22 protein-coding genes and 1 riboswitch are annotated in these 22,883 nt (G+C 70.0%); of the genes, 12 read left to right on the top strand and 10 right to left on the bottom strand.

Annotated features, from left to right (window positions below; genetic code table 11):
- Positions 1-439: 439 nt before the first annotated feature.
- Positions 440-2,596, top strand: coding sequence for a S9 family peptidase (locus FH608_RS43845; protein ID WP_139636962.1), 2,157 nt, complete (start codon positions 440-442; stop codon positions 2,594-2,596).
- Positions 2,593-3,591 carry an L-glyceraldehyde 3-phosphate reductase gene (gene mgrA, locus FH608_RS43840; RefSeq protein ID WP_139636961.1) on the top strand — a complete coding sequence of 333 codons (999 nt, stop codon included), beginning with the start codon at positions 2,593-2,595 and terminating at the stop codon, positions 3,589-3,591. The genes FH608_RS43845 and mgrA overlap by 4 nt, the downstream gene beginning before the upstream one ends.
- Here the strand turns inward: mgrA and FH608_RS43835 are convergent.
- Complete coding sequence (locus FH608_RS43835) at positions 3,560-5,917, bottom strand: lysylphosphatidylglycerol synthase transmembrane domain-containing protein (protein ID WP_139636960.1); 2,358 nt, start codon at positions 5,915-5,917, stop codon at positions 3,560-3,562. The genes mgrA and FH608_RS43835 overlap by 32 nt on opposite strands.
- A 279-nt stretch (positions 5,918-6,196) precedes the next feature.
- Here FH608_RS43835 and FH608_RS43830 point away from each other — a divergent pair, with 279 nt between their 5' ends.
- Entirely contained in the window at positions 6,197-8,212 is a 2,016-nt protein-coding gene (locus tag FH608_RS43830) for a molybdopterin-containing oxidoreductase family protein (protein ID WP_139636959.1), read from the top strand.
- Here the strand turns inward: FH608_RS43830 and FH608_RS43825 are convergent.
- Positions 8,190-8,792: an alpha/beta hydrolase gene (locus FH608_RS43825; protein ID WP_139636958.1), complete on the bottom strand. Its 603-nt coding sequence runs from the start codon at positions 8,790-8,792 to the stop codon at positions 8,190-8,192. The genes FH608_RS43830 and FH608_RS43825 overlap by 23 nt on opposite strands.
- Position 8,793: 1 nt before the next feature.
- Here FH608_RS43825 and FH608_RS43820 point away from each other — a divergent pair, with 1 nt between their 5' ends.
- Both FH608_RS43820 and FH608_RS43815 read left to right on the top strand, forming a co-directional pair.
- Positions 8,794-9,015, top strand: a complete 222-nt coding sequence (locus FH608_RS43820; RefSeq protein WP_139636957.1) for a hypothetical protein — start codon at positions 8,794-8,796, stop codon at positions 9,013-9,015.
- A 35-nt stretch (positions 9,016-9,050) separates the two neighbouring features.
- On the top strand, positions 9,051-9,590 hold the full coding sequence (locus tag FH608_RS43815) for a PadR family transcriptional regulator (protein WP_139636956.1): 540 nt from the start codon (positions 9,051-9,053) through the stop codon (positions 9,588-9,590).
- 53 nt (positions 9,591-9,643) lie between these two features.
- Here FH608_RS43815 and FH608_RS43810 read toward each other — a convergent pair whose 3' ends face one another.
- The gene (locus tag FH608_RS43810; RefSeq protein ID WP_139636955.1) at positions 9,644-10,108 is read right to left on the bottom strand and encodes a GNAT family N-acetyltransferase; all 465 of its coding nucleotides are present in this window, start codon (positions 10,106-10,108) and stop codon (positions 9,644-9,646) included.
- A 75-nt stretch (positions 10,109-10,183) separates the two neighbouring features.
- Between FH608_RS43810 and FH608_RS43805 the strand changes: the two genes are divergently transcribed.
- A complete protein-coding gene (locus tag FH608_RS43805; RefSeq protein ID WP_193318956.1) occupies positions 10,184-10,636 on the top strand; it encodes a hypothetical protein in 453 nt (150 codons plus the stop codon).
- Between the two features lie 14 nt (positions 10,637-10,650).
- Here FH608_RS43805 and FH608_RS43800 read toward each other — a convergent pair whose 3' ends face one another.
- From FH608_RS43800 to FH608_RS43790, 3 genes are all read right to left on the bottom strand, one after another.
- Complete coding sequence (locus FH608_RS43800; RefSeq protein WP_139636954.1) at positions 10,651-11,034, bottom strand: VOC family protein; 384 nt, start codon at positions 11,032-11,034, stop codon at positions 10,651-10,653.
- A gap of 33 nt (positions 11,035-11,067) precedes the next feature.
- On the bottom strand, positions 11,068-11,382 hold the full coding sequence (locus FH608_RS43795; protein ID WP_139636953.1) for a DMT family transporter: 315 nt from the start codon (positions 11,380-11,382) through the stop codon (positions 11,068-11,070).
- Between the two features lie 33 nt (positions 11,383-11,415).
- A riboswitch (guanidine-III (ykkC-III) riboswitch) is annotated at positions 11,416-11,475 on the bottom strand.
- 25 nt (positions 11,476-11,500) lie between these two features.
- Positions 11,501-12,298, bottom strand: coding sequence for a class I SAM-dependent methyltransferase (locus tag FH608_RS43790; RefSeq protein WP_226900441.1), 798 nt, complete (start codon positions 12,296-12,298; stop codon positions 11,501-11,503).
- Between the two features lie 104 nt (positions 12,299-12,402).
- Here FH608_RS43790 and FH608_RS43785 point away from each other — a divergent pair, with 104 nt between their 5' ends.
- Both FH608_RS43785 and FH608_RS43780 read left to right on the top strand, forming a co-directional pair.
- Complete coding sequence (locus FH608_RS43785; protein ID WP_139636951.1) at positions 12,403-14,208, top strand: acyl-CoA dehydrogenase; 1,806 nt, start codon at positions 12,403-12,405, stop codon at positions 14,206-14,208.
- Between the two features lie 159 nt (positions 14,209-14,367).
- Complete coding sequence (locus FH608_RS43780; RefSeq protein WP_139636950.1) at positions 14,368-14,592, top strand: hypothetical protein; 225 nt, start codon at positions 14,368-14,370, stop codon at positions 14,590-14,592.
- 15 nt (positions 14,593-14,607) lie between these two features.
- Here the strand turns inward: FH608_RS43780 and FH608_RS43775 are convergent, their stop codons facing one another.
- From FH608_RS43775 to pdhA, 4 genes are all read right to left on the bottom strand, one after another.
- Positions 14,608-14,901, bottom strand: coding sequence for a Dabb family protein (locus FH608_RS43775; RefSeq protein WP_139636949.1), 294 nt, complete (start codon positions 14,899-14,901; stop codon positions 14,608-14,610).
- A gap of 144 nt (positions 14,902-15,045) precedes the next feature.
- Positions 15,046-16,470: a dihydrolipoamide acetyltransferase family protein gene (locus FH608_RS43770; protein WP_139636948.1), complete on the bottom strand. Its 1,425-nt coding sequence runs from the start codon at positions 16,468-16,470 to the stop codon at positions 15,046-15,048.
- An 11-nt stretch (positions 16,471-16,481) separates the two neighbouring features.
- Positions 16,482-17,462, bottom strand: a complete 981-nt coding sequence (locus tag FH608_RS43765) for an alpha-ketoacid dehydrogenase subunit beta (RefSeq protein WP_139636947.1) — start codon at positions 17,460-17,462, stop codon at positions 16,482-16,484.
- Positions 17,459-18,550, bottom strand: coding sequence for a pyruvate dehydrogenase (acetyl-transferring) E1 component subunit alpha (pdhA, locus tag FH608_RS43760; RefSeq protein ID WP_139636946.1), 1,092 nt, complete (start codon positions 18,548-18,550; stop codon positions 17,459-17,461). The genes FH608_RS43765 and pdhA overlap by 4 nt, the downstream gene beginning before the upstream one ends.
- 301 nt (positions 18,551-18,851) lie before the next feature.
- Here pdhA and purS point away from each other — a divergent pair, with 301 nt between their 5' ends.
- From purS to purL, 4 genes are all read left to right on the top strand, one after another.
- On the top strand, positions 18,852-19,097 hold the full coding sequence (purS, locus tag FH608_RS43755; RefSeq protein WP_139636945.1) for a phosphoribosylformylglycinamidine synthase subunit PurS: 246 nt from the start codon (positions 18,852-18,854) through the stop codon (positions 19,095-19,097).
- A gap of 219 nt (positions 19,098-19,316) precedes the next feature.
- Entirely contained in the window at positions 19,317-19,703 is a 387-nt protein-coding gene (locus FH608_RS43750; RefSeq protein WP_139636944.1) for an ATP-binding protein, read from the top strand.
- 127 nt (positions 19,704-19,830) lie between these two features.
- Complete coding sequence (purQ, locus tag FH608_RS43745) at positions 19,831-20,511, top strand: phosphoribosylformylglycinamidine synthase subunit PurQ (RefSeq protein ID WP_139636943.1); 681 nt, start codon at positions 19,831-19,833, stop codon at positions 20,509-20,511.
- A 67-nt stretch (positions 20,512-20,578) separates the two neighbouring features.
- Complete coding sequence (gene purL, locus FH608_RS43740) at positions 20,579-22,828, top strand: phosphoribosylformylglycinamidine synthase subunit PurL (protein WP_139636942.1); 2,250 nt, start codon at positions 20,579-20,581, stop codon at positions 22,826-22,828.
- Positions 22,829-22,883 lie beyond the last annotated feature (55 nt).

Below are 22,883 nucleotides of genomic sequence, written 5' to 3'. Positions count from 1 at the left end.
CAAACTCTCCAAACAATGCTTACTTGCTTGGACATCAATCCGAGCTAACCGTCAATCAATATGACGGGGTCATGCATGTATCTCATGCACTGGCTTTTAACACACTGTTGAGTTCTCAAGAAACGGAGAAGTGCTACGTTCTCGTGCTTCTGTTTCGTTTTTCCGTTGTGTCTTAATCTTTTCAGCCGCCCCGGCCCCTGTCAAATTGACCGGGCTTCCTCGACCTGCAGGAATTAAGCCACGCCCCGCTTCCGGGACAACCCCTCCAACTTACCAGCCCATCCGAGTGCACACGCACGTCCACCGGAGTGAAGGAGGAGGAGAAGAGTTGCGCCGTACTGCGTCGGCTCATCAAGATTAGCAGCGCTCCCGGCCTCTCGTGCCGGTTCTTCACCTTCCACGGACACAGATCGATCACGACCGAACATAGACTCCCCACGTGAGCAGCAACACGCCGCCAGTGGCGAAGAGGGTCCCGACCGAACGCGTCCACCACGGTGACACCGTGATCGACGAGTACGCCTGGCTGAGCAACAAGGAAGATCCCGATACCACCGCCTATCTGGAGGCGGAGAACGAATTCCTCAAACAGCAGACCGCTCACCTCTCCGAGCTCCAGGAGGAGGTGTTCCAGGAGATCAAGGGCCGCACCCAGGAAACGGACCTGTCCGTGGCCAGCCGCAAGGGCGCGTGGTGGTACTTCTCGCGCACGGAGGAGGGCAAGCAGTACGCCGTCTCCTGCCGCGTCCCTGCGGACGGCGACGCGCCCCCGGAGATCACGCCGGGTGTCCGGCTCGACCGCGAGGAGGTCATCCTTGACGGCAACGAGCTCGCCGGCGACAGCCAGTTCTTCTCGATCGGCACCAGCTCGGTCACGCCCGACGGCACGATGCTGGCCTTCTCGACCGACTACAAGGGCTCGGAGCGGTTCACGCTCAAGTTCAAGAACCTCGGGACCGGCGAGGTGCTCCCCGACGAGATCGAGGACATCTTCTACGGCGGCGCCTGGTCGGCCGACGGCTCGGCGTTCTTCTACACGCGCGTCGACGACGCCTGGCGCCCGTACCAGGTCTACCGGCACACCCTGGGCACCCAGGAGGACGTGCTGGTCTACGAGGAGACCGACGAGCGTTACTGGGTCGGCATCGGGCTTACGCGCAGCGAGAAATATCTGGTGCTCGGCGCGGGCAGCAAAATCACCAGTGAGGTGCACGTCCTCGACGCCGCCGATCCCACGGGCGAGTTCCGGGTGGTGCGTCCCAGGAAGACGGGCGTCGAATACGGCGTCGAGCACGCGGGCGACTTCTTCTACGTGCTCCACAACGAGAACGCCGAGAATTTCGAGCTGGCCACCGCGCCGCTCGACGACCCCGGCGCCTGGACGCCGCTGATCGCACACCGCGACGACACCCGGTTGCTGGAGATCGACGCGTTCTCCGACCACGCCGTGGTGCATTTCCGCCGCGACGGTCTGACCGGCCTGCGGGTCCTCCCCTATCCGGGGGCCCAGGCCCAAGTCGGTGCGCGGGCCGGCTGGCGCGAGCGCATGGAGGCGGCCGAGCGGAGCGCGTACGAGATCGACTTTCCCGAGCCGCTCTACGACGTCGGCCCCGCGGGCAACCCGGAGTTCACCACCACGCGTCTCAGGCTGGCGTACACGAGCATGGTGACCCCGCCCAGCGTGTACGACTACGAGCTGGACTCGCACCGGCTGATCCTGCTCAAGCGCCGCCCGGTGCTCGGCGGCTACGACCCGGCCGACTACGAGCAGTTCCGCGAGTGGGCCACGGCCGAGGACGGCACGCGCATCCCGGTATCCATCGTGAAGCGGAGGGACGCCGCCAGGCCCGCTCCGACCGTGCTGTACGGGTACGGCAGCTACGAGACCTCCATCGACCCCGGTTTCTCGGTCCCGAGGCTCTCGCTGCTCGACCGCGGGTTCGTCTTCGCCGTGGCGCACGTCAGGGGCGGCGGCGAGATGGGCCGCCGCTGGTACGAAGAGGGCAAGCTGACCAGGAAGCGCAACACGTTCACCGACTTCGTGGCCGTGGCCAGGCACCTGAAGGCGAGCGGCTGGAGCGAGCGGATCATCGCCAGGGGCGGCTCGGCGGGCGGCCTGCTGATGGGCGCGGTCGCGAACCTGGCGCCGGAGGAGTTCGCGGGCGTGGTGGCCGAGGTGCCGTTCGTGGACGCCCTGAACACCATCCTCGACCCGTCGCTCCCGCTCACGGTGATCGAATGGGACGAGTGGGGCGACCCGCTGCACAACCCCGACGTCTACGCCTACATGAAGAGCTACACGCCGTACGAGAACGTGGACGGCCGGCCGTACCCGCCGATCCTGGCGATCACCAGCCTCAACGACACCCGCGTGCTCTACCACGAGCCGGCCAAGTGGATCGCCAGGCTGCGGGCGACGGCGAGCGGCGGGCCGTTCCTGCTGAAGACGGAGATGGGCGCCGGGCACGGCGGGCGCAGCGGGCGCTACGACGCCTGGCGCGAGGAGGCCTTCGCCCTGTCGTGGATCATCGACAGGGGCATCGGCAGAGGCGCCGGCACGATCAGCGACAAGGGCACAGAAGGGGGCGCCGCATGAGCTACCAGGCCGACGACCGCCGCTACGAGCGGCAGCCGTACAACCGGAGCGGGCGCAGCGGGCTGAGACTGCCCGCGGTCTCACTGGGTCTCTGGCACAACTTCGGCGACAACCGGCCGGTCGAGAACTCGCGGGCGATCCTGCGGCGCGCGTTCGACCTCGGGGTGACGCACTTCGACCTGGCCAACAACTACGGGGTGCCGTACGGCTCGGCGGAGACGAACTTCGGGCGCATTTTCCGCGAAGATTTCGCGAAATATCGGGATGAGCTGGTCATCTCCACCAAGGCCGGCTTCGACATGTGGCCGGGACCGTACGGCGAGTGGGGCTCGCGCAAATACGTCCTCGCCAGCCTCGACCAGTCGCTCCGGCGCATGGGCCTGGAGTACGTCGACATCTTCTACAGCCACCGCCCCGACCCCGACACCCCGCTGGAGGAGACCATGGGGGCGCTGGACCGGGCGGTGCGCTCGGGCAAGGCGCTCTACGCCGGCATCTCCAACTACTCGGCCGAGCAGACCACCCAGGCCGCGCGGATCATGCGCGAGCTGGGCACGCCCCTGCTCATCCACCAGCCGTCCTACTCGATGATCAACCGGTGGATCGAGGACGGCCTGCTGGACGCGGTGGAGGAGGCCGGCATGGGCTGCATCGTGTACTCGCCGCTGGCACAGGGCCTGCTGACCGACCGCTACCTCGACGGGGTGCCGGCCGACTCGCGGGCGGCGACGAGCAGGTTCCTCAGCGCCGACCGGATCGACCGTGACCTGGCACGCGACCTCAACGAGATCGCGGCGGGGCGGGGCCAGACGCTGGCCCAGATGGCGCTGTCGTGGACGCTCAGGGATCCTCGGGTCACGAGCGTGCTGATCGGCGCGAGCAGCGTCAAGCAGCTGGAGGACAACGTGGCCTGCGTGGACGGCCCCGCCTTCACCGAGGACGAGCTTCAGGCCATCGACGTGATCACAAAGCCTCGTGCCGCTGGAGGTAGGTGAAGGAGGCCCAGCCGGGCAGCACCGGCAGCCAGAACGTGAGCAGCCGGTGCAGCAGCACGGCGGAGGTGGCCAGCTCGGCGGGCACGCCCGCCACGGTGAGGCCGCCCGCGAGCGCCAGCTCGACCGCGCCCAGACCGCCAGGGGTGGGCGCGGCCGAGCCGATGGCGTTGGCCGTGAGGTAGACGACCGCGACGGCGGTGAAGCTGATCGAGCCGCCGAACGCGGCGACGCAGGCGTCCAGGCAGAGCACGAACGCGATGGTGATCATGAGGGTGCCGGTGCACGCCTCCACCATCTTGCGCGGCGACTGCAGCACGTCGAGCAGCCTGGGCAGCACGTTCGAGAAGAGCTTGCGCATCCGCGACGTCACCAGCTTGCGCAGCGGCGGCACGCCGAGCACCACCACGACCAGCACCGCGACGAGGAGCAGCACGACGACCAGGCCGCGTGACGGGGTGAACGTGGTGGTCTGCGTGGATCCGGTGATGTAGGCGAACAGCAGCAGCAGCGCGATGTGGAACACCAGCATGATCAGCTGGGAGGCGCCCACGCTGGCCATCGCGCTCGCCGGGGGGATGCCGCGTTTCTGCAGGTATCGCGTGTTGATGGCGACGCCGCCGACGGCCGCGGGCGCGACCAGCTTGACGAACGACGACGCGAACTGCACGAGCACCGTACGCCACAGCGGCAGCGGCTCGGGCACGAAGCCGCGCAGCATCAGGGCGGCGGCCACGAAGCTGACGAACGAGGCCAGCAGCGCGACCCCCGACCAGGCCCAGTTGGCGGTGGTGACCACCCGGTAGATGTCGACCCGGCTGAGCTGGGAGAGCACGACGTAGGCGGCGAGCGTGCTGGCGATGATGGTGACGAGCGTGCGCGGCCTGAACCGTTCGAGGCGCACCTCCTCGACCTTGACCTGCGGCTTGAGCGCGACGATCTGCTCGCGGAGCCCGGCCAGCAGGTGCTTGTTCTTCGCCAGCGCCGCCCGGGTCTCCCTGGTCAGCGCGATGCGCTGGAGCAGCGGCATGGCGGCGGCCAGCGCCTCGGGTCCCAGGACGGCCGCGGCGGCCCGCACGGACCGCTCGGCGCCGACCCGCAGCGCCAGGTAGGTGAGGAGCTGGGCGATGTCCAGCCGCAGCAGCAGGTCTCCGGCGGCGATCTCGCCGCTGCGCGCGTCGGTCAGCACGACGCGGCCCGCCCGGTCGAGGTGGATGCTGTCGCCGGTGAGCCGCCGGTGCGCCAGGCGCTGGATGCGCAGCAGCTCGACCTGCTCCCAGATCTGGGCGAGCAGCGCGTCGTCGATCTGCTCGTCCGGCACCTCGTCGAGCGGGCGGGTCTCGATGTGCTCGTACGCGAGCAGGGCCGCCTCGGTGCCGATCTCGCTGGTGCCGAGCAGGCGGGGCGTGCTGGCGCCGGCCGCCTGGGCGGCGTAGGCCATGAGCGCCTCGCGTTCGAGCTCGGCCCGCAGCGACCTGATGGCCTTGCGCCGCGTCTCGGAGTTGAGCCTGATGCGCCGCCACAGCCGGTACGGCAGCCCGGCCACCTGCCGGTCCCGGTCGAGCACGGTGACGTCGAGGCTGGTGCCGTCCTTGAGCCCGATGGCGTAGCGGCGGCTGCCCTGGTAGTCGTCCTCGACGCGGCGCGCCGAGACCACCGGGAACGACAGCTTGCGGAGCGCGGCCACCACGGCGCTGCCGGGCGGCCTGGTGTTGGGGCTGCCGACGCCGTACAGGGTGGCGTAGCCGATGGCCATGCCGACCAGCACGGTGATGATGGCGCTCGGCAGCGTGATCTGCCGGCCGGAGAAGAACGCCAGGATGTAGAGGGCGATCGTGGTCCACATCAGCATGCGCCACGTGGGCCGGCGCGAGATGCGCACGGCGGTGGCGTACGCGACGACCGAGGTGAGCAGCGTGTTGAGCGGCTCGATCCGCCTGTCGCCGGTCAGCAGCAGGCGCAGGTCGTCGGCGTTGCCGGCGACGAGCCACTGCCCGAGCAGGAACGAGCCGGCCATGCCGACGATCGCGGCGATCAGTCCCTCGGCCACGCGCAGGCCGTCGCGGTGGAAGACCCGCTCGACCGCGAACGCGGCGGGCACGATGAGCACCGCCGCGCCGCCGAGGAAGGCGGCGATCCTGCTGAGGAGCGGCACCAGCTCCGCGCCCTCTTTGACGTCCGCCTCGAGGCCGACCAGCGTCTGCTTGGCGACCAGCGCCAGCAGGCCCACCGCGACCAGCACGATGAGCGTGACGAAGAACCGCAGCAGGTCGGAGGGGCGGCGAAGGCGCTGGGGCAGCAGCGGCTCCACGACGTAGACATCGCTCACTTCGGGGCCTACTTCGGGGCTCTCCCCCGCATGCTCCCCCGAGCGTGACTCAGCCACGGCTGGATCCCCCTCCGCGAGGCCCTCCGTGTCATCTCGTTCCCTGATTTCGGCCACCGACAGCGATTCTGCACCTTCCCGGCTGGACCGTACGATCTCTATTTTTCCAGTGTGCTCAATCGTCCCCGCAGTCGTCGCAGGGGGCAGGCTACACGTAATCCCCTCCCTCCCGTTATCCCCTCTCTCCCTGTCAGCCCAGGTGCCGGACGTAGTGTGTGAGCCATGTCGGGTGAACTGAGGGTTTTGGGAGCATGTCCACTGGACTGCCCGGACGGCTGCTCATGGATCGTCACGGTGGAGAACGGCGAGGCCGTCAAGCTACGCGGCAACCCCGACCATCCCTACACCAGGGGCGCGCTCTGCGTGAAGGTCAACCGCTACCTGGAGCAGACCGGGTCGAAGGAGCGCATCCTGCACCCGCTGCGCCGCACCGGGCCCAAGGGCTCGGGCCAGTTCGAGCGCATCAGCTGGGAGGAGGCGCTCGACGAGATCGCCGTACGGCTGCGCGGCATCGTCGAGGAGCACGGCGGCGAGGCCATCTGGCCCTACCTGGGCACGGGCACGCTCGGCTACCTGCAGGGCTGCGAGGGCGTGGCCGGTCGGCGGTTCTGGAACATGCTCGGCGCCTCCAAGCACTGGCTCAACATCTGCTCGGCGGCCGGCAGCAGCGGGCTGAACCGCACGAACGGCACCCCGGCCGGCATGGACCCGGAGAACTTCGCGCTGGCGAAGCTGATCGTGCTCTGGGGCACGAACCCGCTGACCAGCGGCCACCACGCGTGGAAGTTCATCCAGGACGCGCGGGCGAACGGCGCGTACGTCGTCGCCATCGACCCGATCCGCACCAGGACGGCCGACCAGGCCGACGAGCACCTGCCGATCAGGCCCGGCACGGACGCGGCGCTGGCGCTCGGCCTGCTCAACGTGGTGCTGGCGGAGAACGCGCAGGACGAGGAGTTCCTGGCCGAGCACACCGAGGGCTGGGAGGACTTCCGGGAGGAGATCCTGGCGTACCCGGTCGACAGGGTGGCCGAGATCACCGGCCTCCCGGCCGAGGCCGTCCACAGCCTGGGGATGCGGCTGGCCCACACCCGGCCGACCGCGATCCGCGCCACACAGGGCCTCCAGCGGCACGCGGGCGGCGGCACGGCGCTGCGCACGATCGGGGCGATCCCGGGCGTCACGGGCGACTGGCGCCACCCGGGCGGCGGCGTCTCGTACTCGACCTCCGGGCACGTGCACTTCGACATCGACATGCGCTACGACCTGCTGGCCAAGCCGGTCCGCACGCTGGTGATGAGCAAGGCGGCCTCCCAGCTGGAGGACGTCAAGTGCCTGTGGGTGTACGCGGCCAACCCGGCGGGCTCCAGCCCCGACGCGAACGCGATCAGGCGGCAGCTCGAACGCGAGGACCTGTTCACGGTGGTCATGGAGCACTTCCCGACCGACACCGTGGACTACGCCGACATCGTGCTGCCGGCCACCATGCAGACCGAGCACCCCGACCTGCACGCCGGCTACGGCCACCTCTACCTCCTGTGGAACGAGCCCGCCGTGCCGCCGCCGGGCGAGTGCCTGTCGACGACCGAGACGTTCCGCCGGCTGGCGGCGCACATGGGGATGACCGAGCCGTCGCTGTTCGACTCGGACCTGGAGCTGGCCGAGCAGCTGCTCTCCAGCGGGCACCCGTCGCTGGAGGGCATCACGCTCGACCGGCTGCGCAAGGAGGGCTGGGTGCGGATGAACTATCCCCAGCCGTTCGCGCCGTTCGCCGAGGGCTTCCCGACGCCGTCCGGCAGGCTCCGCTTCCCGCCGCCCGGCAAGGCGTACACGCCGTCCCACGCGGTGCGCTCGGCGGATGGCTCGCCGTACCCGCTGGCGCTGGTGACGCCCGCCCCGCACATGTTCCTCAACACCAGCTTCGGCAACAACCCGGAGCTGCGGCGGCGCGCCAAGGACCCGGTGGTGCTGGTCAACCCGGCCGACGCGGCGGCCCGCGGCTTGGTGGGCGGCCAGCGGGTACGTGTCCACAACGACGGCGGGGAGTTCCTGGCCGACGTGGAGATCAGCGACCGCGTGTCGCCCGGGGTGGTGGCCTCACCGAAGGGCCGCTGGCCGAAGCTCACTCCCGGCGGCGCCAACCCGAACGCGGTCGTGTCCGACCGGGACGGCGACATGGGCAAGGGCCCCGGCTTCCACGACAACCTGGTGGAGATCAGCCCTTGTGCCGCTCCATGAACGCCACGACGCGGTCGAGCACGTCCTCGCCGTGAGGGCTGCTGAACAGGGCCGAGGCGTGCAGGCTCTCGCCGGGGATGACCATGGTCTGGTTGTCCGCGGCCTTCGTGGCGGCGTCGTGTGCCCTGGCCAGGTCGGCGGCGCCGCCGTAGCCGTCGTTCTCCGAGCCGATCTGCAGGAGCGGGACGGTCAGCCTGGCCGCGTTCTCCTCGCTGATCTGGCCTGAGAGCGCCACCACGCCGGCCACCTTCCCTTCGAGCCGCAGCGCGGCGGGGACGGCGGTGGTGGCGCCGATCGAGCCGCCGACCAGGAAGAGCCGCTTGACGCCCTTCTCCTTGGCCAGGCGCTTGCCCATGGCGACCGTGGCGTCCTCGGGGAACTGGGAGGAGCCCCTGACGTACAGCAGGACGCGGTAGCCGGCGGCCACGAGCCGGTCCGACAGCGGGCGCCACGCGCACACACTCCCCCGGCGCTCGTAGCTGATCACCACGCCCACCGGGCCGTCGCCGGTGATCACGCCTGGCAGGTCGCCGCTGTGCTTGAAGATCTTCCCGTCGTCCTCGGTGAAGCATCCGGACACGTTGGGTCCTGTCGGAAGGGGCGCCGGGCTCCTGCTCGCGCTGGGGCTCGCGGCAGGGCTGGTGGCGGTGGCAGGGCTCGACGCCGAACTCGGGGACGACGCCGAGGCGCCGGTGCTGGCCGCGCCCCCGCAGGCCGTCAGCACCCCCACCGTCATGACGCCCAGCAGACCCGCCAATCCGCGCATGGCCCTCCCCTTCCTCCATCAACTATGTCAGAACTGACATAGTTGTGAAAGCACAATATCCTTGGGCGCACCATGACCTCAACGCTCGGATTCGCGATCCTCTCCGTGCTCGCGCGTGGCGACCGCACGGGATACGACCTGGCCGCGGCCATGCGGCGGCCGGTCGGCTACTTCTGGACGGCCGGCCACAGCCAGATCCACGCGGAGCTGCAGAAACTGCTCGGGGCCGGGCTGGTCGGCTTCGAGGCCGAGCACGGCCCGGGGCCGCGGGACAGGAAGGTCTACCACCTGACGGCCGAGGGCACGCGGGCGCTGCGGGAATGGGTCACCGAGCCGCCGCGCGAGCGACCGGAGCGCGACGAGCTGGTGCTGAAGACGTACGCGTCGTGGCTGGCCGAGCCGGAGCTGGTCAGGCGGATGTTCGCCGACCAGCTCGCCGCGCACGAGACGCGGCTGGCCGAGTACGAGCGGCACGAGGCGTCATTCGGCGGCCCGCCCGCTCCCGGCGATCCCCGGTTCGGCAACTACGCGACATTGCGGTGCGGCATGGGATACGAGCGGCATCGCGCCGAGTGGTGCCGCTGGATGCTGGCTCAGCTCGGCGAGGGCTGATGGGGATGCCGGCTCAGCTCCGCGAGGGCTGAGGAGCCGCCGTGGTCGCGGGATCAGGTCAGCGCGAGCTTGTAGCCGACGTGGGAGGCCTTGAAACCGAGGGCGTCGTAGAAGCGGTGCGCGTCCGTACGTGACTTGTCGGAGGTGAGCTGCACGATGGCGCAGCCGCGCTCGCGCGCCCGGTCCACGGCCCACTGGATCATCCGGCGGCCGAGGCCCTGCCCCCGCATGGCGGCGACGACCCTGACGGCCTCGATCTGGCACCGCTCGGCGCCGAGGCGCGACAGCCCGGCCAGGTAGCTCAGCTGCATGGTGCCCACGACCTCGCCGTCCCGCTCGGCCACGATCAGCTCGTCGTACGGGTCGGCGTCGACTCGCTCGAACGCCGCCAGGTAGCGCTCGTCATGGGGATCGCCCTCGCGCGTGGCGCCGAGATGGTCGTCGGCGAGCATCGCCACGATGGCGGGCACGTCGCCCTTACGGGCCGGACGGAAGAGCACATTTGGTGATTGCTGCATGTCCGAATGATGTCAGGGACAGCTCAGGGTCCGTCCCCGATGCCCCCGGGGTGTCCCAAAAGGCACCATCATGACATGAACGAAATCAGCCGACGCGACGAAGTATCGCTGTCGGGCGCCGCCCTCCGCGGCGCCCCTTGGAAGGCCGCCGCCGTCGGCGGCGGTGTCGTGGCCACGGCCAGTTTCGGCATGGGCCTGCTCACGGGCGGTGGCGACCTGGTGTGGGCGCTGGGGCTGGGCATCAGCCTGTTCGCCCTGATCGCCGCCATCGGCGCGGTCGCCAAGCCGCACGAGGGCGACCGGGTGACCCGCCAGGCGCGGCTCTGGTCGCTGAAGCACCCGTGGAAGTTCTCGCTGCTGCCCGCGGGCATCACGGCCGTGCTGGACTATCCGGTGCAGCTCGTGCTGGACGGCGAGGGCGTCTTCGGCTCGGCCGTGGACGCCCTGTGGCACGGCGCGCTGGTCTATCTGATCGCCGGCATCCTGACGCTCACCATGCGGGGCCGCGCCCAGTCATCCGGGCAGTGAGGTCGGCGGCCCGGTCAGCTCTGGGCCTCGCGCTCCGCCGGGCTCCGGCACACGCAGAACTCGTTGCCCTCGGGGTCGAGCATGACCACCCAGCCGGTGCCGTCGGGGTTGCGCATGTCGTCGGCGATGGTCGCGCCGAGCCCGACCAGCCGCTCGACCTCCTGGTCACGGGTTCTGCCGTCGGTGCCGTTGACGTCGAGGTGCACGCGGTTCTTGACCGACTTGCCCTCGGGAACGCGGATGAACAGCAGGAACGGGTCCTGCTTGGTGCGGAGCATCACCTCGTCGTCGCCCGGCTGGTCGCCCTCGCCGAGCGGCAGGCCGGTCGCCTCGCTCCACCAGCTGGCGATCTTGTGGGGGTCGGCGGCGTCGATGGTGACTGCGTGGATTTCGATCACGCAGCCACCCTAAGGTGCTCACGGACCGCGACGTCAAGCGAGTATCCGCAGCCCGATGACCCCGGCCAGGATCAGCACGATCGAGATGACGCGCGGCAGGGAGATCTCGTCCCCCATGGCGATCATGCCGAGCACCGCCGTGCCGGCCGCGCCGACGCCGGTCCACACGGCGTACGCGGTGCCGACCTCGAGGGTCTTGAGCGCGTACGAGAGCAGCCCGAAGCTCAGCACGGCCGTGACGAGGAACGACAGCGTCCACCACAGATGCGTGAAACCGCTGCTGAGCTTGAGCGAGAGGGCCATCGCGACCTCGAAGAGGCCGGCCAGCACGAGGACGATCCAGGCCATGATCGGAACTCCCTTGAGACGAGCCTGTGGTCAGGTGCGTCGTCTTGGCGTTTCCGGGTACGGCGCGTCTCGTCCGGGAGCCGGCGGCTCACTCCTCACAACGCCGCGTACGGCGGCCTCATTCCCACCAGATGGTGACCCAGCGGTCGCGCGGCATCGGCCACATGCCCAGCTCCATCACGGTGTCGGCCACCTCCTGCGCCCGTGACGGGTCCAGGCACGTCCGGCGGCAGGCGCTGGCCGCCAGCTCCTCCAGCGACGTGAAACGTTCCAGCGGGGCCTCCCGCTCCTCCACCTGCACCGCGAAGCCGAGCGCCGCCGCCAGCGCCACGCAGTCCTCGGCGATGGGCCGCACCGGGCGGTCCACCCCGTGGAAGTGCTCCCACAGGGGCGTCAGCCAGCTCATGGGATGGCGGTGCGGCAGCTCCAGCACGACCCGCCCCTGCGTGCGCTCGTCGAGGGCGCGCAGGAACTGCGCCAGGTCGGGCACGTTGTAGACCACGTGCGCCGCGATGGCCGCGTCGACCACCGGCACCTGGTCCGCCACGTCGGGCCAGCGGCCCTCGACCGCCGTGACCGGCACCTCCAGCTCGTCGGCCCTGGCGGTCAGCCCCTCAAGCATGGGGGCCGAGGTGTCGACCGCGTAGAGGTGGCCGATGCGCCCGTGCAGCGGCAGGGAGGCGGCGCCCGGGCCCGAGCCCACGTCGAGCAGCGTGCCCTTGTCGGGCAGCGCTTCGGACAGCCGGGTCATCGTCGGCCCGTCGTCGGCCGCTGCCAGCGCCCTGTCCGTGCGGGTGCCGAACCGCTCGGGCGAGAAGCCCCACGGATCGGCGGGAGCCTTGGCCAAGATCTCCTCGGGGATGGCCCAGGATTCCAGTCGCTCTCGCCATCTGGCGGCGAGTTCTTCGGCGTCCATGGGGACGAGCATGCCATGCATGGGCGGGGTTACCCGCGGGTAGCATTTCAGAGTAAGGTTACTCGCCAGTACAGCAAACCTCGGTTCAAGGAGATTCGACACCTATGGGCCACTACAAGAGCAACGTGCGCGACTTGGAGTTCAACCTCTTCGAAGTGTTCGGGAGACGGGAGATCCTCGGCACGGGGCCCTTCGCCGATGTGGACGAGGATGTCGCGCGCGGCATCCTGGACGAGGTCAACAGGCTGGCCACCGGAGTCCTCGCCGACTCCTTCGAGGAAGGTGACAGGCACCCGCCCGTCTTCGACCCCGAGACGAGCTCCGTGACCGTCCCCGAAGGCTTCAAGAAGTCGTTCAGGGCGCTGGTCGAGGGCGGCTGGCCGAAGCTCGACCTGCCCGCCGACCTGGGCGGCCCCGGCATCCCGAGAAGCCTGGCCTGGGCCACGGCCGAGCTGGTGCTCGGCTCCAACCCGGCGCTCTACATGTACGCCGCGGGCCCCAACTTCGCCTACACCCTGTGGAAGGTCGGCACACCCGAGCAGCGGCGCTTCGCCGAGCTCGCCATCGAGCGCGAGTGGGGCGCCACGATGGTGCTCACGGAGCCGGACGCGGGCTCCGACGTGGGCGCGGGCCGTACCAGGGCGGTGCGGCAGGAGGACGGCAGCTGGCACATCGAGGGCGTCAAGCGCTTCATCACCAGCGCCGAGCACGACATGTCCGAGAACATCTTCCACCTCGTGCTGGCCCGCCCCGAGGGCCACGGCCCCGGCACCAAGGGCCTGTCGATGTTCCTGGTGCCCAAGTACCTCGTGGACCTGGAGACCGGCGAGCTCGGCGAGCGCAACGGCGTCTACGTCACCAACGTCGAGAAGAAGATGGGGCTCAAGGTCTCCACGACGTGCGAGCTGACGTTCGGCGACAAGCACCCGGCGATCGGCTATCTCGTGGGCGACGTGCACCAGGGCATCAGGCAGATGTTCATGGTGATCGAGCACGCCCGCATGATGGTCGGCACCAAGGCCATCGCCACCCTGTCCACCGGCTACCTGAACGCGCTGGAGTACGCCAGGTCCCGCGTGCAGGGCGCCGACCTGACGCGGATGGCCGACAAGGGCGCCCCGCGCGTGACCATCGCCCACCACCCCGACGTGCGGCGCGAGCTCATGCTGCAGAAGGCGTACGCCGAGGGCATGCGCGCCCTGGTGCTCTACACCGCCACGTTCCAGGACACGCTGCTCGTCGACCCCGACGACCGGCACGCCCAGGAGATGAACGACCTGCTGCTGCCCCTCGTCAAGGGCGTCGGCTCGGAGCGGTCGTACGAGCTGCTCTCCCGCTCGCTGCAGACCCTCGGCGGCTCCGGCTACCTGCAGGACTACCCGATCGAGCAGTACATCCGGGACGCCAGGATCGACTCCCTGTACGAGGGCACGACCGCGATCCAGGGCCTCGACCTGTTCTTCAGGAAGATCCTGCGCAACCAGGGCGCCGCGGTGGGCTCGCTGCTGGCCGAGATCGGCGAGTTCGCCGGGTCCGAGGCGGGCAACGGCCGGCTCAAGGAGGAGCGCAAGCTGCTGGCCGAGGCCGCCGCCGAGGTCAAGGCCATGGGCGACACCATGGCGGGCTGGGCGCTGACCTCGCTGGAGACGCCCTCGGAGGTCTACAAGGTCGGGCTGAACACGACCAGGCTCCTGCTGGCGCTGGGCGACCTGGTGATCGGCTGGCTGCTGCTGCGCCAGGCGGAGGTGGCGCTGGCCCGGCTGGCCGACGGCGAGGACCCGTTCTACCAGGGCAAGGTGGCCGCGGCCGGGTTCTTCGCGCGGACCGTGCTGCCCCGGCTGGCGGCCGAGCGGCGCGTGGTCGACTCCACCGGCCAGGAGCTCATGGAGCTGCCCGAGGAAGCCTTCTAGACCCTTCCCGCCCCCCTGGGCCGGGGTGTCCGTTTCCGAGGCGGGCGCCCCGGCCTTTTTCGCGCACCTTCCCGACATTCCGGGGGAAGACGGCACGGGTGTGATCAGCGATACCCGGGTATGACCGTGGCTGTACTAGCCGTTTGCCTGGAGGTCGTCATGGGTGTCGGGGTCAGCATCTTCTTCCTCACGCTCGGCGCCATCCTGAGGTTCGCGATCGAGCCCGACGTGTTCGGCAAGAGCGTCCACATGGACGTCGTCGGCATCATCTTCATGATCGTCGGCGGCGTGGGCGTGGTGCTGAGCATCGTGCTGGCCCCCCGGCGGGGGCGGACCTCCGAGGACCGGCTGATGCGCCGCGAGAACCGGCCGCCGGAGGTCTAGAGGCTCGCTGAAGGATTAGAGGCTCAGCTGCACGGCGGCGCGCGAGGCCAGGATCGGCTTGATGTGCCGCGCGATCACCGCCTGGTGGTCCGGGTGGTCACGGTAGACCACGTAGCCGTCGACGTCGTCGAAGTCCGCCACCACCGCGTAGTCGTGGTTGCCCTGGTTGATGCCCGCGTCGGAGCCGACCGTCAGGGAGCGCAGCTGCGGGATGACGTCCTGGAGCTTGCGCAGCCCGGCCGTCACCTCCTCCACCCGCTCGGCGGTGGCGTCGTCGGTCCAGGTGAACAGCACGATGTGGCGAATCATGAAAACCAGCCTATCGGTGTATCAAATCCGATCGGCGTGACTCCGTACGTGGTGGGTGCGGGTGTCCCGGCCCACGGCGATCGCCGGGAGAGGGGTCCTCCCGGCGGTCGTCGTGGTTCCTCCTGTCGGCTCCGGGCCGGAACGTCAGCTCCAGGCGAGCAGGCGTAGCGGGTCCTCCAGCATGGCGCCCACGTCACGCAGGAAGAGCGAGCCCAGCTCGCCGTCCACGATGCGGTGGTCGAACGACAGGGCCAGCGTCGTCACCTTGCGCACCGCCAGCTCGCCGTCGACCACCCATGGCAGGTCCCTGACCTGGCCGAAGGCGAGGATGGCCGCCTCGCCCGGATTGAGGATGGGGGTGCCGGCGTCGACGCCGAAGACGCCGACGTTGGTGATCGTGAAGGTGCCGCCCGCCATCTCCGCCGGCTGGGTGCGGCCCGCCCTGGCCGTCTCGGTGAGCCGGCCCAGCTCCTTGGCCAGGTCGGGCAGCGGCAGCGCGTGGGCGCCCTTGATGTTGGGCACCACCAGGCCCCTGGGGGTGGCGGCCGCGATCCCGAGGTTGACGTACCGCTTGATGACGATCTCCTGAGCGGCCTCGTCCCACGCCGAGTTGATCATCGGGTACCGCCTGACGGCGGTCAGCACCGCCTTGGCCACCAGCAGCAGCGGCGACACCTTGACCTCGGCGAAGTCGGGGAAGCCGCGCAGGCGCCGCACCGCCTCCATCGTGCTCGTCATGTCGACCTGGAGGAACTCGGTGACATGCGGGGCGGTGAAGGCGCTGGCGACCATGGCCTGGGCGGTCATCTTGCGTACGCCCTTGACCGGGACGCGCTCCTCGTCCGCCCGCTCGGGAGCCTCCGCCCGCTCGGCCCGCACGGGCTGGGGTGCCTCCGCCGCCGCGTGGACGTCCTCCCGGGTGATGGAGCCCTCGGGGCCGGTGCCGGTGACCTCCGCCAGGTCCACGCCGAGGTCCTTGGCCAGCTTCCTGACCGGCGGCTTGGCGAGGACGGCCGGCCGCGCCGCCGGCCTCTCCTCGGGAGCGGGGGCAGGGGCCTGAGGAGGTGCGGGGGCGGGCGGCGCCTGGTGGCCGTCCACCTCCACGCGGGCCGGGTTGGCCACCGCGCCCTCGCCCTGCCGCTTGCGGGGACGTCGCTTGGTGGGCCCGGTCTTGACGCCGTACCCCACCAGGACCGCCTGGCGCTTCTCCTTGGGCGCCGGGCTGCCGTGCGCGCCCGGCTCGACGGCGCCCTCCTCCGGCGGGCTGGGCACCAGGTCCTCGGCGAGCGCCTCGGGCCCGCCCGGGCCGGCGGGTTCCGCGGCGCCCGGCTCGGAGGTGTCGACCGCGATGATGGGGGCGCCGACGTCGACCGTACGGCCCTCGTCGGCCATCAGCTCCGTGACCGCCCCCTCCCACGGGATCGGCAGCTCGACGATCGACTTGGCCGTCTCGATCTCCACGACGATCTGGTTGACCTTGACCGGGTCGCCCGCCTTGACGTGCCAGCGGACGATCTCGGCCTCCGTCAGCCCCTCACCGACGTCGGGCAGCTTGAACTCGCGTCGCATGACAGACCCCCTCAGTACCCGAAGGCCCGGTCGACGGCATCGAGCACTCTGTCCAGATCGGGCAGGTAGTGCTCCTCCAGCCGTGACGGCGGGTAGGGGGTGGAGAAGCCGCCGACCCGCAGCACCGGCGACTCCAGGTGGTAGAAGCAGCGCTCGGTGATCCTGGCCGCCAGCTCGGCCCCGAACCCGCTGTTGACCGGGGCCTCGTGGACGACGACGACCCGGCCCGTACGGCGCGCGGAGTCCATCACGACCGCCTCGTCCAGCGGGTTGAGCGAGCGCAGGTCGACCACCTCGACCGAGCGGCCGTCCTCCTCGGCGGCCGTGGCCGCCTCCAGGCAGGTCTTGACCATGGGACCGTAGGCCAGCAACGTGACGTCCGTCCCCGGGCGCACGACCTTGGCGGCGTGCAGCGGCGGCCACCAGTCGGTCGCCGAGGTGTCGATGTCGGCCTTCTCCCAGTAGCGGCGCTTCGGCTCGAAGAAGATGACCGGGTCGTCGCTGCGGATGGCCTGCTGGATCATGGTGTACGCGTCGGCCGGGTTGGAGCAGGACACGACGCGCAGCCCGGCGGTGTGCGTGAAGTACGCCTCGGGCGACTCGCTGTGGTGCTCGACCGCGCCGATGCCGCCGCCGCACGGCACGCGTACGACCACGGGCAGCTTGATCGCGCCCAGCGAGCGCATCGGCATCTTGGCGAGCTGCGTGATGATCTGGTCGGCGGCCGGGAAGATGAAGCCGTCGAACTGGATCTCGCACACCGGCCGGTAACCGCGCAGCGCCAGACCGATCGCGGTGCCGACGATGCCCGACTCGGCGAGGGGCGTGTCGATGACGCGGTCCTCGCCGAAGTCCTTCTGCAGGCCGTCGGTGACGCGGAAGACGCCGCCCAGCTTGCCGACGTCCTCGCCCATGATGAGGACCTTGGGGTCGTCCTCCATGGCCTTGCGCATGCCCTCGTTCAGCGCCTTCGACAGACTGAGGACCGTCATTGGGCGAATCCCTCCAGGTAGGCGGCGAACTGGGCGCGCTCCTGGTCCATCAGGGCGTGGGGCTCGCGATAGACGTGGTCGAAGATGTCGAGCGGCTCCGGGTCGGGCATGGCCAGGCAGCGCCTGCGCAGGTCGGCTCCGAGCTGGTCGGCCTCGGCGTCGACGGCATCGAAGAACGCCTGGTCGGCCTGCTCGTTCTTGAACAGGTAGGACTTGACCCGCTCGATCGGGTCCTTGAGCTTCCACGCCTCCAGCTCGCTGGCCACGCGGTAGCGCGTCGGGTCGTCGGCGCTGGTGTGGGCGCCCATCCGGTACGTGAACGCCTCGATGAGCGTCGGCCCCTGGCCGGTGCGGGCCGCCTCCAGCGCCTTGCGCGTCACCGCGAGGCAGGCGAACACGTCGTTGCCGTCGACCCTGATGCCGGGGAAGCCGAAGCCGGAGGCACGGCGGTAGAGGGGGATGCGGGTCTGCTTCTCCAGGGGCTCGGAGATGGCCCACTGGTTGTTCTGGCAGAAGAACACGATCGGCGCGTTGAACACGCTGGCCCAGATGAACGACTCGTTCACGTCGCCCTGCGAGGTGGCCCCGTCGCCGAAGTAGACGATGGTGGCGGCGCTGGCGTCGTCGCGCTGGATGCCCATGGCGTAGCCGACCGCGTGGAGGGTCTGGCTGCCGATCACGATCGTGTAGAGGTGGAAGTTGTGCTCCTTCGGGTCCCAGCCCCCGTGGTTGACGCCTCTGAACAGGCCGAGCAGCTTCACCGGGTCGACGCCGCGGCACCACGCCACGCCGTGCTCGCGGTAGGTGGGGAAGGCCATGTCGGCGTCGGTCAGCGCGCGGCCCGAGCCGATCTGGGCCGCCTCCTGGCCCAGCAGCGAGGCCCAGATGCCCAGCTCGCCGTGGCGCTGCAGGGCCACGGCCTCCAGGTCGACGCGTCGTACGAGGACGAGGTCCCGGTAGAGGGACCGGACGTCCTCGGGGGTCAGGTCGATGTCGTAGTCGGGGTGCTCGACTCGCTCGCCCTCGGGGGTGAGCAGTTGGACGAGCTCCGGAGGTGCGTCTGCACCGTGAGAGGCGTCGACTGTCACGAGTCCTCCTTCGGCGGCCTCGTGACACATGTGCTGCGTCTCCTGATGACCTCGGCAAGCTCGGTCATGGGCCACTCTCCTGTGCGTTTGGTCAGGGCAGGTCTCGGGGGGGTTGCCACCTTAGGCCAGCCGTCCATGCGATGAACCATCTGGTGGTGGTTCGTACGCTTTTGGGGCCATGGTGGCAGATATCACAGCCCTGCGCGCAAGCCCCATGGAGTCCCCGTTCCCGTTGTGCCGCCTGCCACACGCGCCGGTAGGCTGTGCTTCCCAGTCACCCACCGCTCCCAGGAGGAACGCAGTGGCCCGCGTCATCGTGGACGTCATGTTGAAGCCCGAGATCCTCGACCCCCAGGGTCAGGCGATCGCCAGAGCGCTGCCCAGGCTCGGCTTCTCCGGCGTCTCGGCCGTGCGCCAGGGCAAGCGCTTCGAGGTCGAGCTCGACGGCCCGGCCGACGAGGCGGCGCTCGGCGAGGTCCGCAAGATGGCCGAGACGCTGCTCGCCAACACGGTGATCGAGGATTACAGCGTCCGGGTTGAGGGGTAAGGGAGATTAGGTCACAGGATTTCCCCGTGGTCGGTTAAAGCGGGGTTCGGACATGCCACAATGCCACGGGCATGCCAACAGTAAATAACAACAGCGTGATTTTGCGGTTAGCCCCGTTTTCACAGGGAAACCTACTCCAGGTGACATTCTGGCGCCCGGAGGAGTCCGGTGGATATTGAGTTCTCGTTGGCACTGCCTCGGGATGCGATCGGCATACCGATGGTCAGGCGAGTGCTAGGCGATGCCATGCGTTCACTCAACGTGAGCGAGACGTGCATCGCCGACATGCTGCTCGCCGTGTCCGAGGCGTGCTCCAACGCGGTGCGGCACGGGGGGCCGGCCAACCGCTACGAAGTGAGCGCGGCGATCGGCTACGGCCGCTGCGACGTGCGCGTCGCGGACAACGGCGAGGGCGTGCCGACGATGCCGCCGCACTTTCCCCCACCTGACACGGAGAACGGCCGCGGCCTGCTGATCATGCGTTCCGTGGTCGACGAGATCTCCTTCGGTGTCACGCCCGGCCGCGGCACCACGGTCCACCTGCGCAAGCACCTCGCCTGGGACGACGAGGCAGCCGCCCGTCCCCGCGAGCTCGCAGCCGTCTGACCTGGACGTCCGCCGGACACACGAGCCGATGCGGACCACGCGACAGCACCCGATAACCTGATTACACCGCCGCCGTCCGACCGACGGTGGCGCCTGCGCGCGCATTCCTCCGGAGGGGACGAACGTCATGAGCGCTGCCCGTGTGGGCGTAGTCACGTTTCCAGGAACTCTCGACGACCAGGACGCCGCGAGGGCCGTCCGCCTCGCGGGCGCCGAGGCGGTCCCGCTGTGGCACGCCGACCATGACCTGAAGGGGGTCGACGCGGTCTTCCTGCCCGGCGGCTTCTCCTACGGCGACTACCTGCGCTGCGGCGCCATCTCGCGGTTCGCGCCGCTCATGGAGGAGCTCATCCCGGCCGCCAGGGCGGGGCTGCCGGTGCTCGGCACCTGCAACGGCTTCCAGATCCTCTGCGAGGCCCACCTGCTGCCCGGCGCGCTGACCCGCAACGCCTCGCTCCACTACGTCTGCCGTGACCAGCGGGTCAGGATCGAGCAGACCGCGACGTCCTGGACCAACATGTTCGGCCAGGGCCAGGAGATCGTGCTGCCGATCAAGCACGGCGAGGGCCGCTACGTGGCGTCCGACGAGACGCTGGCCGCGCTGGAGGCGGGCGGCCACGTGGTCGTCCGCTACCTCGGCAACCCCAACGGCTCGCTCAACGACATCGCCGGCATCCGCAACGAGGCGGGCAACGTGGTCGGCCTCATGCCGCACCCCGAGCACGCGGTCGAGGAACTGGTGGGCGCCCCGAGCACCGACGGCCTCGGGTTCTTCACCTCCATCCTGAAGAAGCTGGTGAATGCATGAGCGAGCGGAGCGAGCGACCAATGGGCACAGTCGACAGGTCCGTCATTCGACCGGCGAAGGAGGGCGAATGACGGACAGTGTGAAGCGGGCGGCCGAGACTCCTGAGGAGCCGATGCCCTTCGCCGAGCTGGGGATGAAGCAGGACGAGTACGACCGGGTCAAGGAGATCCTCGGCCGCCGTCCCACCGGCTCCGAGCTGGCCATCTACAGCGTCATGTGGTCCGAGCACTGCTCGTACAAGTCGTCCAAGGTGCATCTCAAGCAGTTCGCCAGCAAGGCCCCCAAGTCGGAGGCGCTGCTGGTCGGCATGGGCGAGAACGCGGGCGTCGTGGACATCGGCGACGGCTGGGCGGCCACGTTCAAGATCGAGTCGCACAACCACCCGTCCTACGTCGAGCCGCACCAGGGCGCGGCCACCGGCGTCGGCGGGATCGTCCGCGACATCATGTCGATGGGCGCCCGACCGATCGCGGTCATGGACGCCCTGCGCTTCGGCGCCGCCGACGCCGTCGACACCCGCAGGGTGCTGCCCGGCGTCGTCGAGGGCATCTCCTCCTACGGCAACTGCCTGGGCCTGCCCAACATCGGCGGCGAGGTCGCCTTCGACCCCTGCTACCTCGGCAACCCGCTGGTCAACGCGCTCTGCGTGGGCCTGCTCCGCAAGGACCAGATCAAGCTGGCCACCGCGCCGGGTCCCGGCAACAAGGTCGTGCTGTTCGGCGCGTCCACCGGCCCCGACGGCATCGGCGGGGCCTCCGTGCTGGCGTCGGCCACGTTCGAGGACGAGTCGCACGCCAAGCGGCCCGCCGTGCAGGTGGGCGACCCGTTCATGGAGAAGCTGCTCATCGAGTGCTGCCTGGAGCTGTACGCGGCCGACGTCGTCGTCGGCATCCAGGACCTCGGCGCGGCCGGGGTGTCGTGCGCCACGACCGAACTGGCCGCCAAGGGCACCGGCGGCATGCGCGTCGACCTCAACCTCGTCCCGCTCCGCGACCCCTCGCTCAGGCCTGAGGAGATCCTCATGAGCGAGTCGCAGGAGCGGATGATGGCCGTGGTCCGGCCCGACGATATCCCGGCGTTCATGGCGATCTGCCAGAAGTGGGACGTGCCCGCCACCGTCATCGGCGAGGTCACCGACACCGGCCGCCTGGTCATGACCTGGGACGGCGAGGTCATCGTGGACATCCCGCCGGGCACGGCGGCCGACGAGGGGCCCGTCTACGAGCGCCCCTACCACGAGCCGTCCGGGCAGGCCGCGCTCAACGCCGACACCCCCGACCGGCTGGAGCGGCCCGCCGACCTGCGCGCCACGCTGCTGCAGCTGCTCGGCTCGCCCAACCTGGCCTCCAAGGAGTGGGTGACCTCCCAGTACGACCGCTACGTGCGCTCCAACACCGTGCTGGCCCAGCCGGCCGACGCGGGGATGCTGCGCATCTCCGAGGCGATCGAGGGAGCCGAGCCCACCACCAGGGGCATCGCGCTGTCCACCGACGGCAACGGCCGCTACGCCCGGCTCGACCCGTACGCGGGGGCGCAGCTCGCGCTGGCCGAGGCGTACCGGAACGTGGCCGTGACCGGCGCCAAGCCCCTCGCGGTGACCAACTGCCTCAACTTCGGCTCCCCCGAGGACCCGGAGGTCATGTGGCAGTTCGCCGAGGCCGTACGCGGCCTGGCCGACGCCTGCCGGACCCTCGGCGTGCCGGTGACCGGCGGCAACGTCTCCTTCTACAACCAGACCGGCTCGACGGCCATCCACCCCACGCCGGTCGTGGGCGTGCTCGGCGTGATCGAGGACGTCGCCAGGCGGGTGCCGACCGGCTTCACCGCCGAGGGGCTGAAGGTCGTGCTGCTCGGCGAGACGCACGAGGAGTTCGGCGGCTCGGAGTGGGCGCACGTCGTCCACCGGCACCTCGGCGGCCTGCCGCCGCAGGCGGACCTGGAGGCCGAGCAGGCGCTGGGCACCGTGCTGGTGGAGGCGGCCAGGCGCGGGCTGCTGGAGGGCTCGCACGACCTGTCCGACGGCGGGCTGGCCGTCGCCCTCGCCGAGTCCTGCCTGGCCAGGGGCATCGGCGCCTCGGTGGCGCTGAGCGGCGAGGCGTTCACCGACCTGTTCAGCGAGTCGGCCGCGCGGGCGCTCGTCACGGTGCGCCCGGAGGCCCACGAGGAGTTCGCCTCGCTGTGCGCGCGCCACGAGGTGCCGTGCTATGGGCTCGGCACGACCGGCGGCACGTCGCTGGTGGTCGAGGGCGTCTTCGAGGTGCCGGTCGAGGAGCTGCGGGAGACGCACTCGGCGGCCCTGCCGGCGCTGTTCAACTGACGAGGTCACGGGGAGAGCGCCGGCCGCGGCACTCTCCCCGCTCATGTGCGTATTT

Source organism: Nonomuraea phyllanthi, assembly GCF_006334985.2.
Lineage (GTDB): Bacteria > Actinomycetota > Actinomycetes > Streptosporangiales > Streptosporangiaceae > Nonomuraea > Nonomuraea phyllanthi.
The sequence above is the reverse complement of the archived record's forward strand: the minus strand, read 5'-3'. Positions and strand labels throughout refer to the sequence as shown.

Excerpts from the sequence above, each read along its gene's own strand:
- FH608_RS43785 (WP_139636951.1), top strand. The coding sequence starts at position 12,403 with ATGGGCCACTACAAGAGCAACGTGCGCGACTTGGAGTTCAACCTCTTC.
- purQ (WP_139636943.1), top strand. The coding sequence starts at position 19,831 with ATGAGCGCTGCCCGTGTGGGCGTAGTCACGTTTCCAGGAACTCTCGAC.
- FH608_RS43775 (WP_139636949.1), bottom strand. The coding sequence starts at position 14,901 with ATGATTCGCCACATCGTGCTGTTCACCTGGACCGACGACGCCACCGCC.
- FH608_RS43750 (WP_139636944.1), top strand. The coding sequence starts at position 19,317 with ATGGTCAGGCGAGTGCTAGGCGATGCCATGCGTTCACTCAACGTGAGC.
- FH608_RS43770 (WP_139636948.1), bottom strand. The coding sequence starts at position 16,470 with ATGCGACGCGAGTTCAAGCTGCCCGACGTCGGTGAGGGGCTGACGGAG.
- purL (WP_139636942.1), top strand. The coding sequence starts at position 20,579 with ATGACGGACAGTGTGAAGCGGGCGGCCGAGACTCCTGAGGAGCCGATG.
- FH608_RS43790 (WP_226900441.1), bottom strand. The coding sequence starts at position 12,298 with ATGGACGCCGAAGAACTCGCCGCCAGATGGCGAGAGCGACTGGAATCC.
- FH608_RS43815 (WP_139636956.1), top strand. The coding sequence starts at position 9,051 with ATGACCTCAACGCTCGGATTCGCGATCCTCTCCGTGCTCGCGCGTGGC.
- FH608_RS43780 (WP_139636950.1), top strand. The coding sequence starts at position 14,368 with ATGGGTGTCGGGGTCAGCATCTTCTTCCTCACGCTCGGCGCCATCCTG.
- FH608_RS43765 (WP_139636947.1), bottom strand. The coding sequence starts at position 17,462 with ATGACGGTCCTCAGTCTGTCGAAGGCGCTGAACGAGGGCATGCGCAAG.
- FH608_RS43795 (WP_139636953.1), bottom strand. The coding sequence starts at position 11,382 with ATGGCCTGGATCGTCCTCGTGCTGGCCGGCCTCTTCGAGGTCGCGATG.
- FH608_RS43830 (WP_139636959.1), top strand. The coding sequence starts at position 6,197 with ATGTCGGGTGAACTGAGGGTTTTGGGAGCATGTCCACTGGACTGCCCG.
- FH608_RS43805 (WP_193318956.1), top strand. The coding sequence starts at position 10,184 with ATGAACGAAATCAGCCGACGCGACGAAGTATCGCTGTCGGGCGCCGCC.
- FH608_RS43810 (WP_139636955.1), bottom strand. The coding sequence starts at position 10,108 with ATGCAGCAATCACCAAATGTGCTCTTCCGTCCGGCCCGTAAGGGCGAC.
- mgrA (WP_139636961.1), top strand. The coding sequence starts at position 2,593 with ATGAGCTACCAGGCCGACGACCGCCGCTACGAGCGGCAGCCGTACAAC.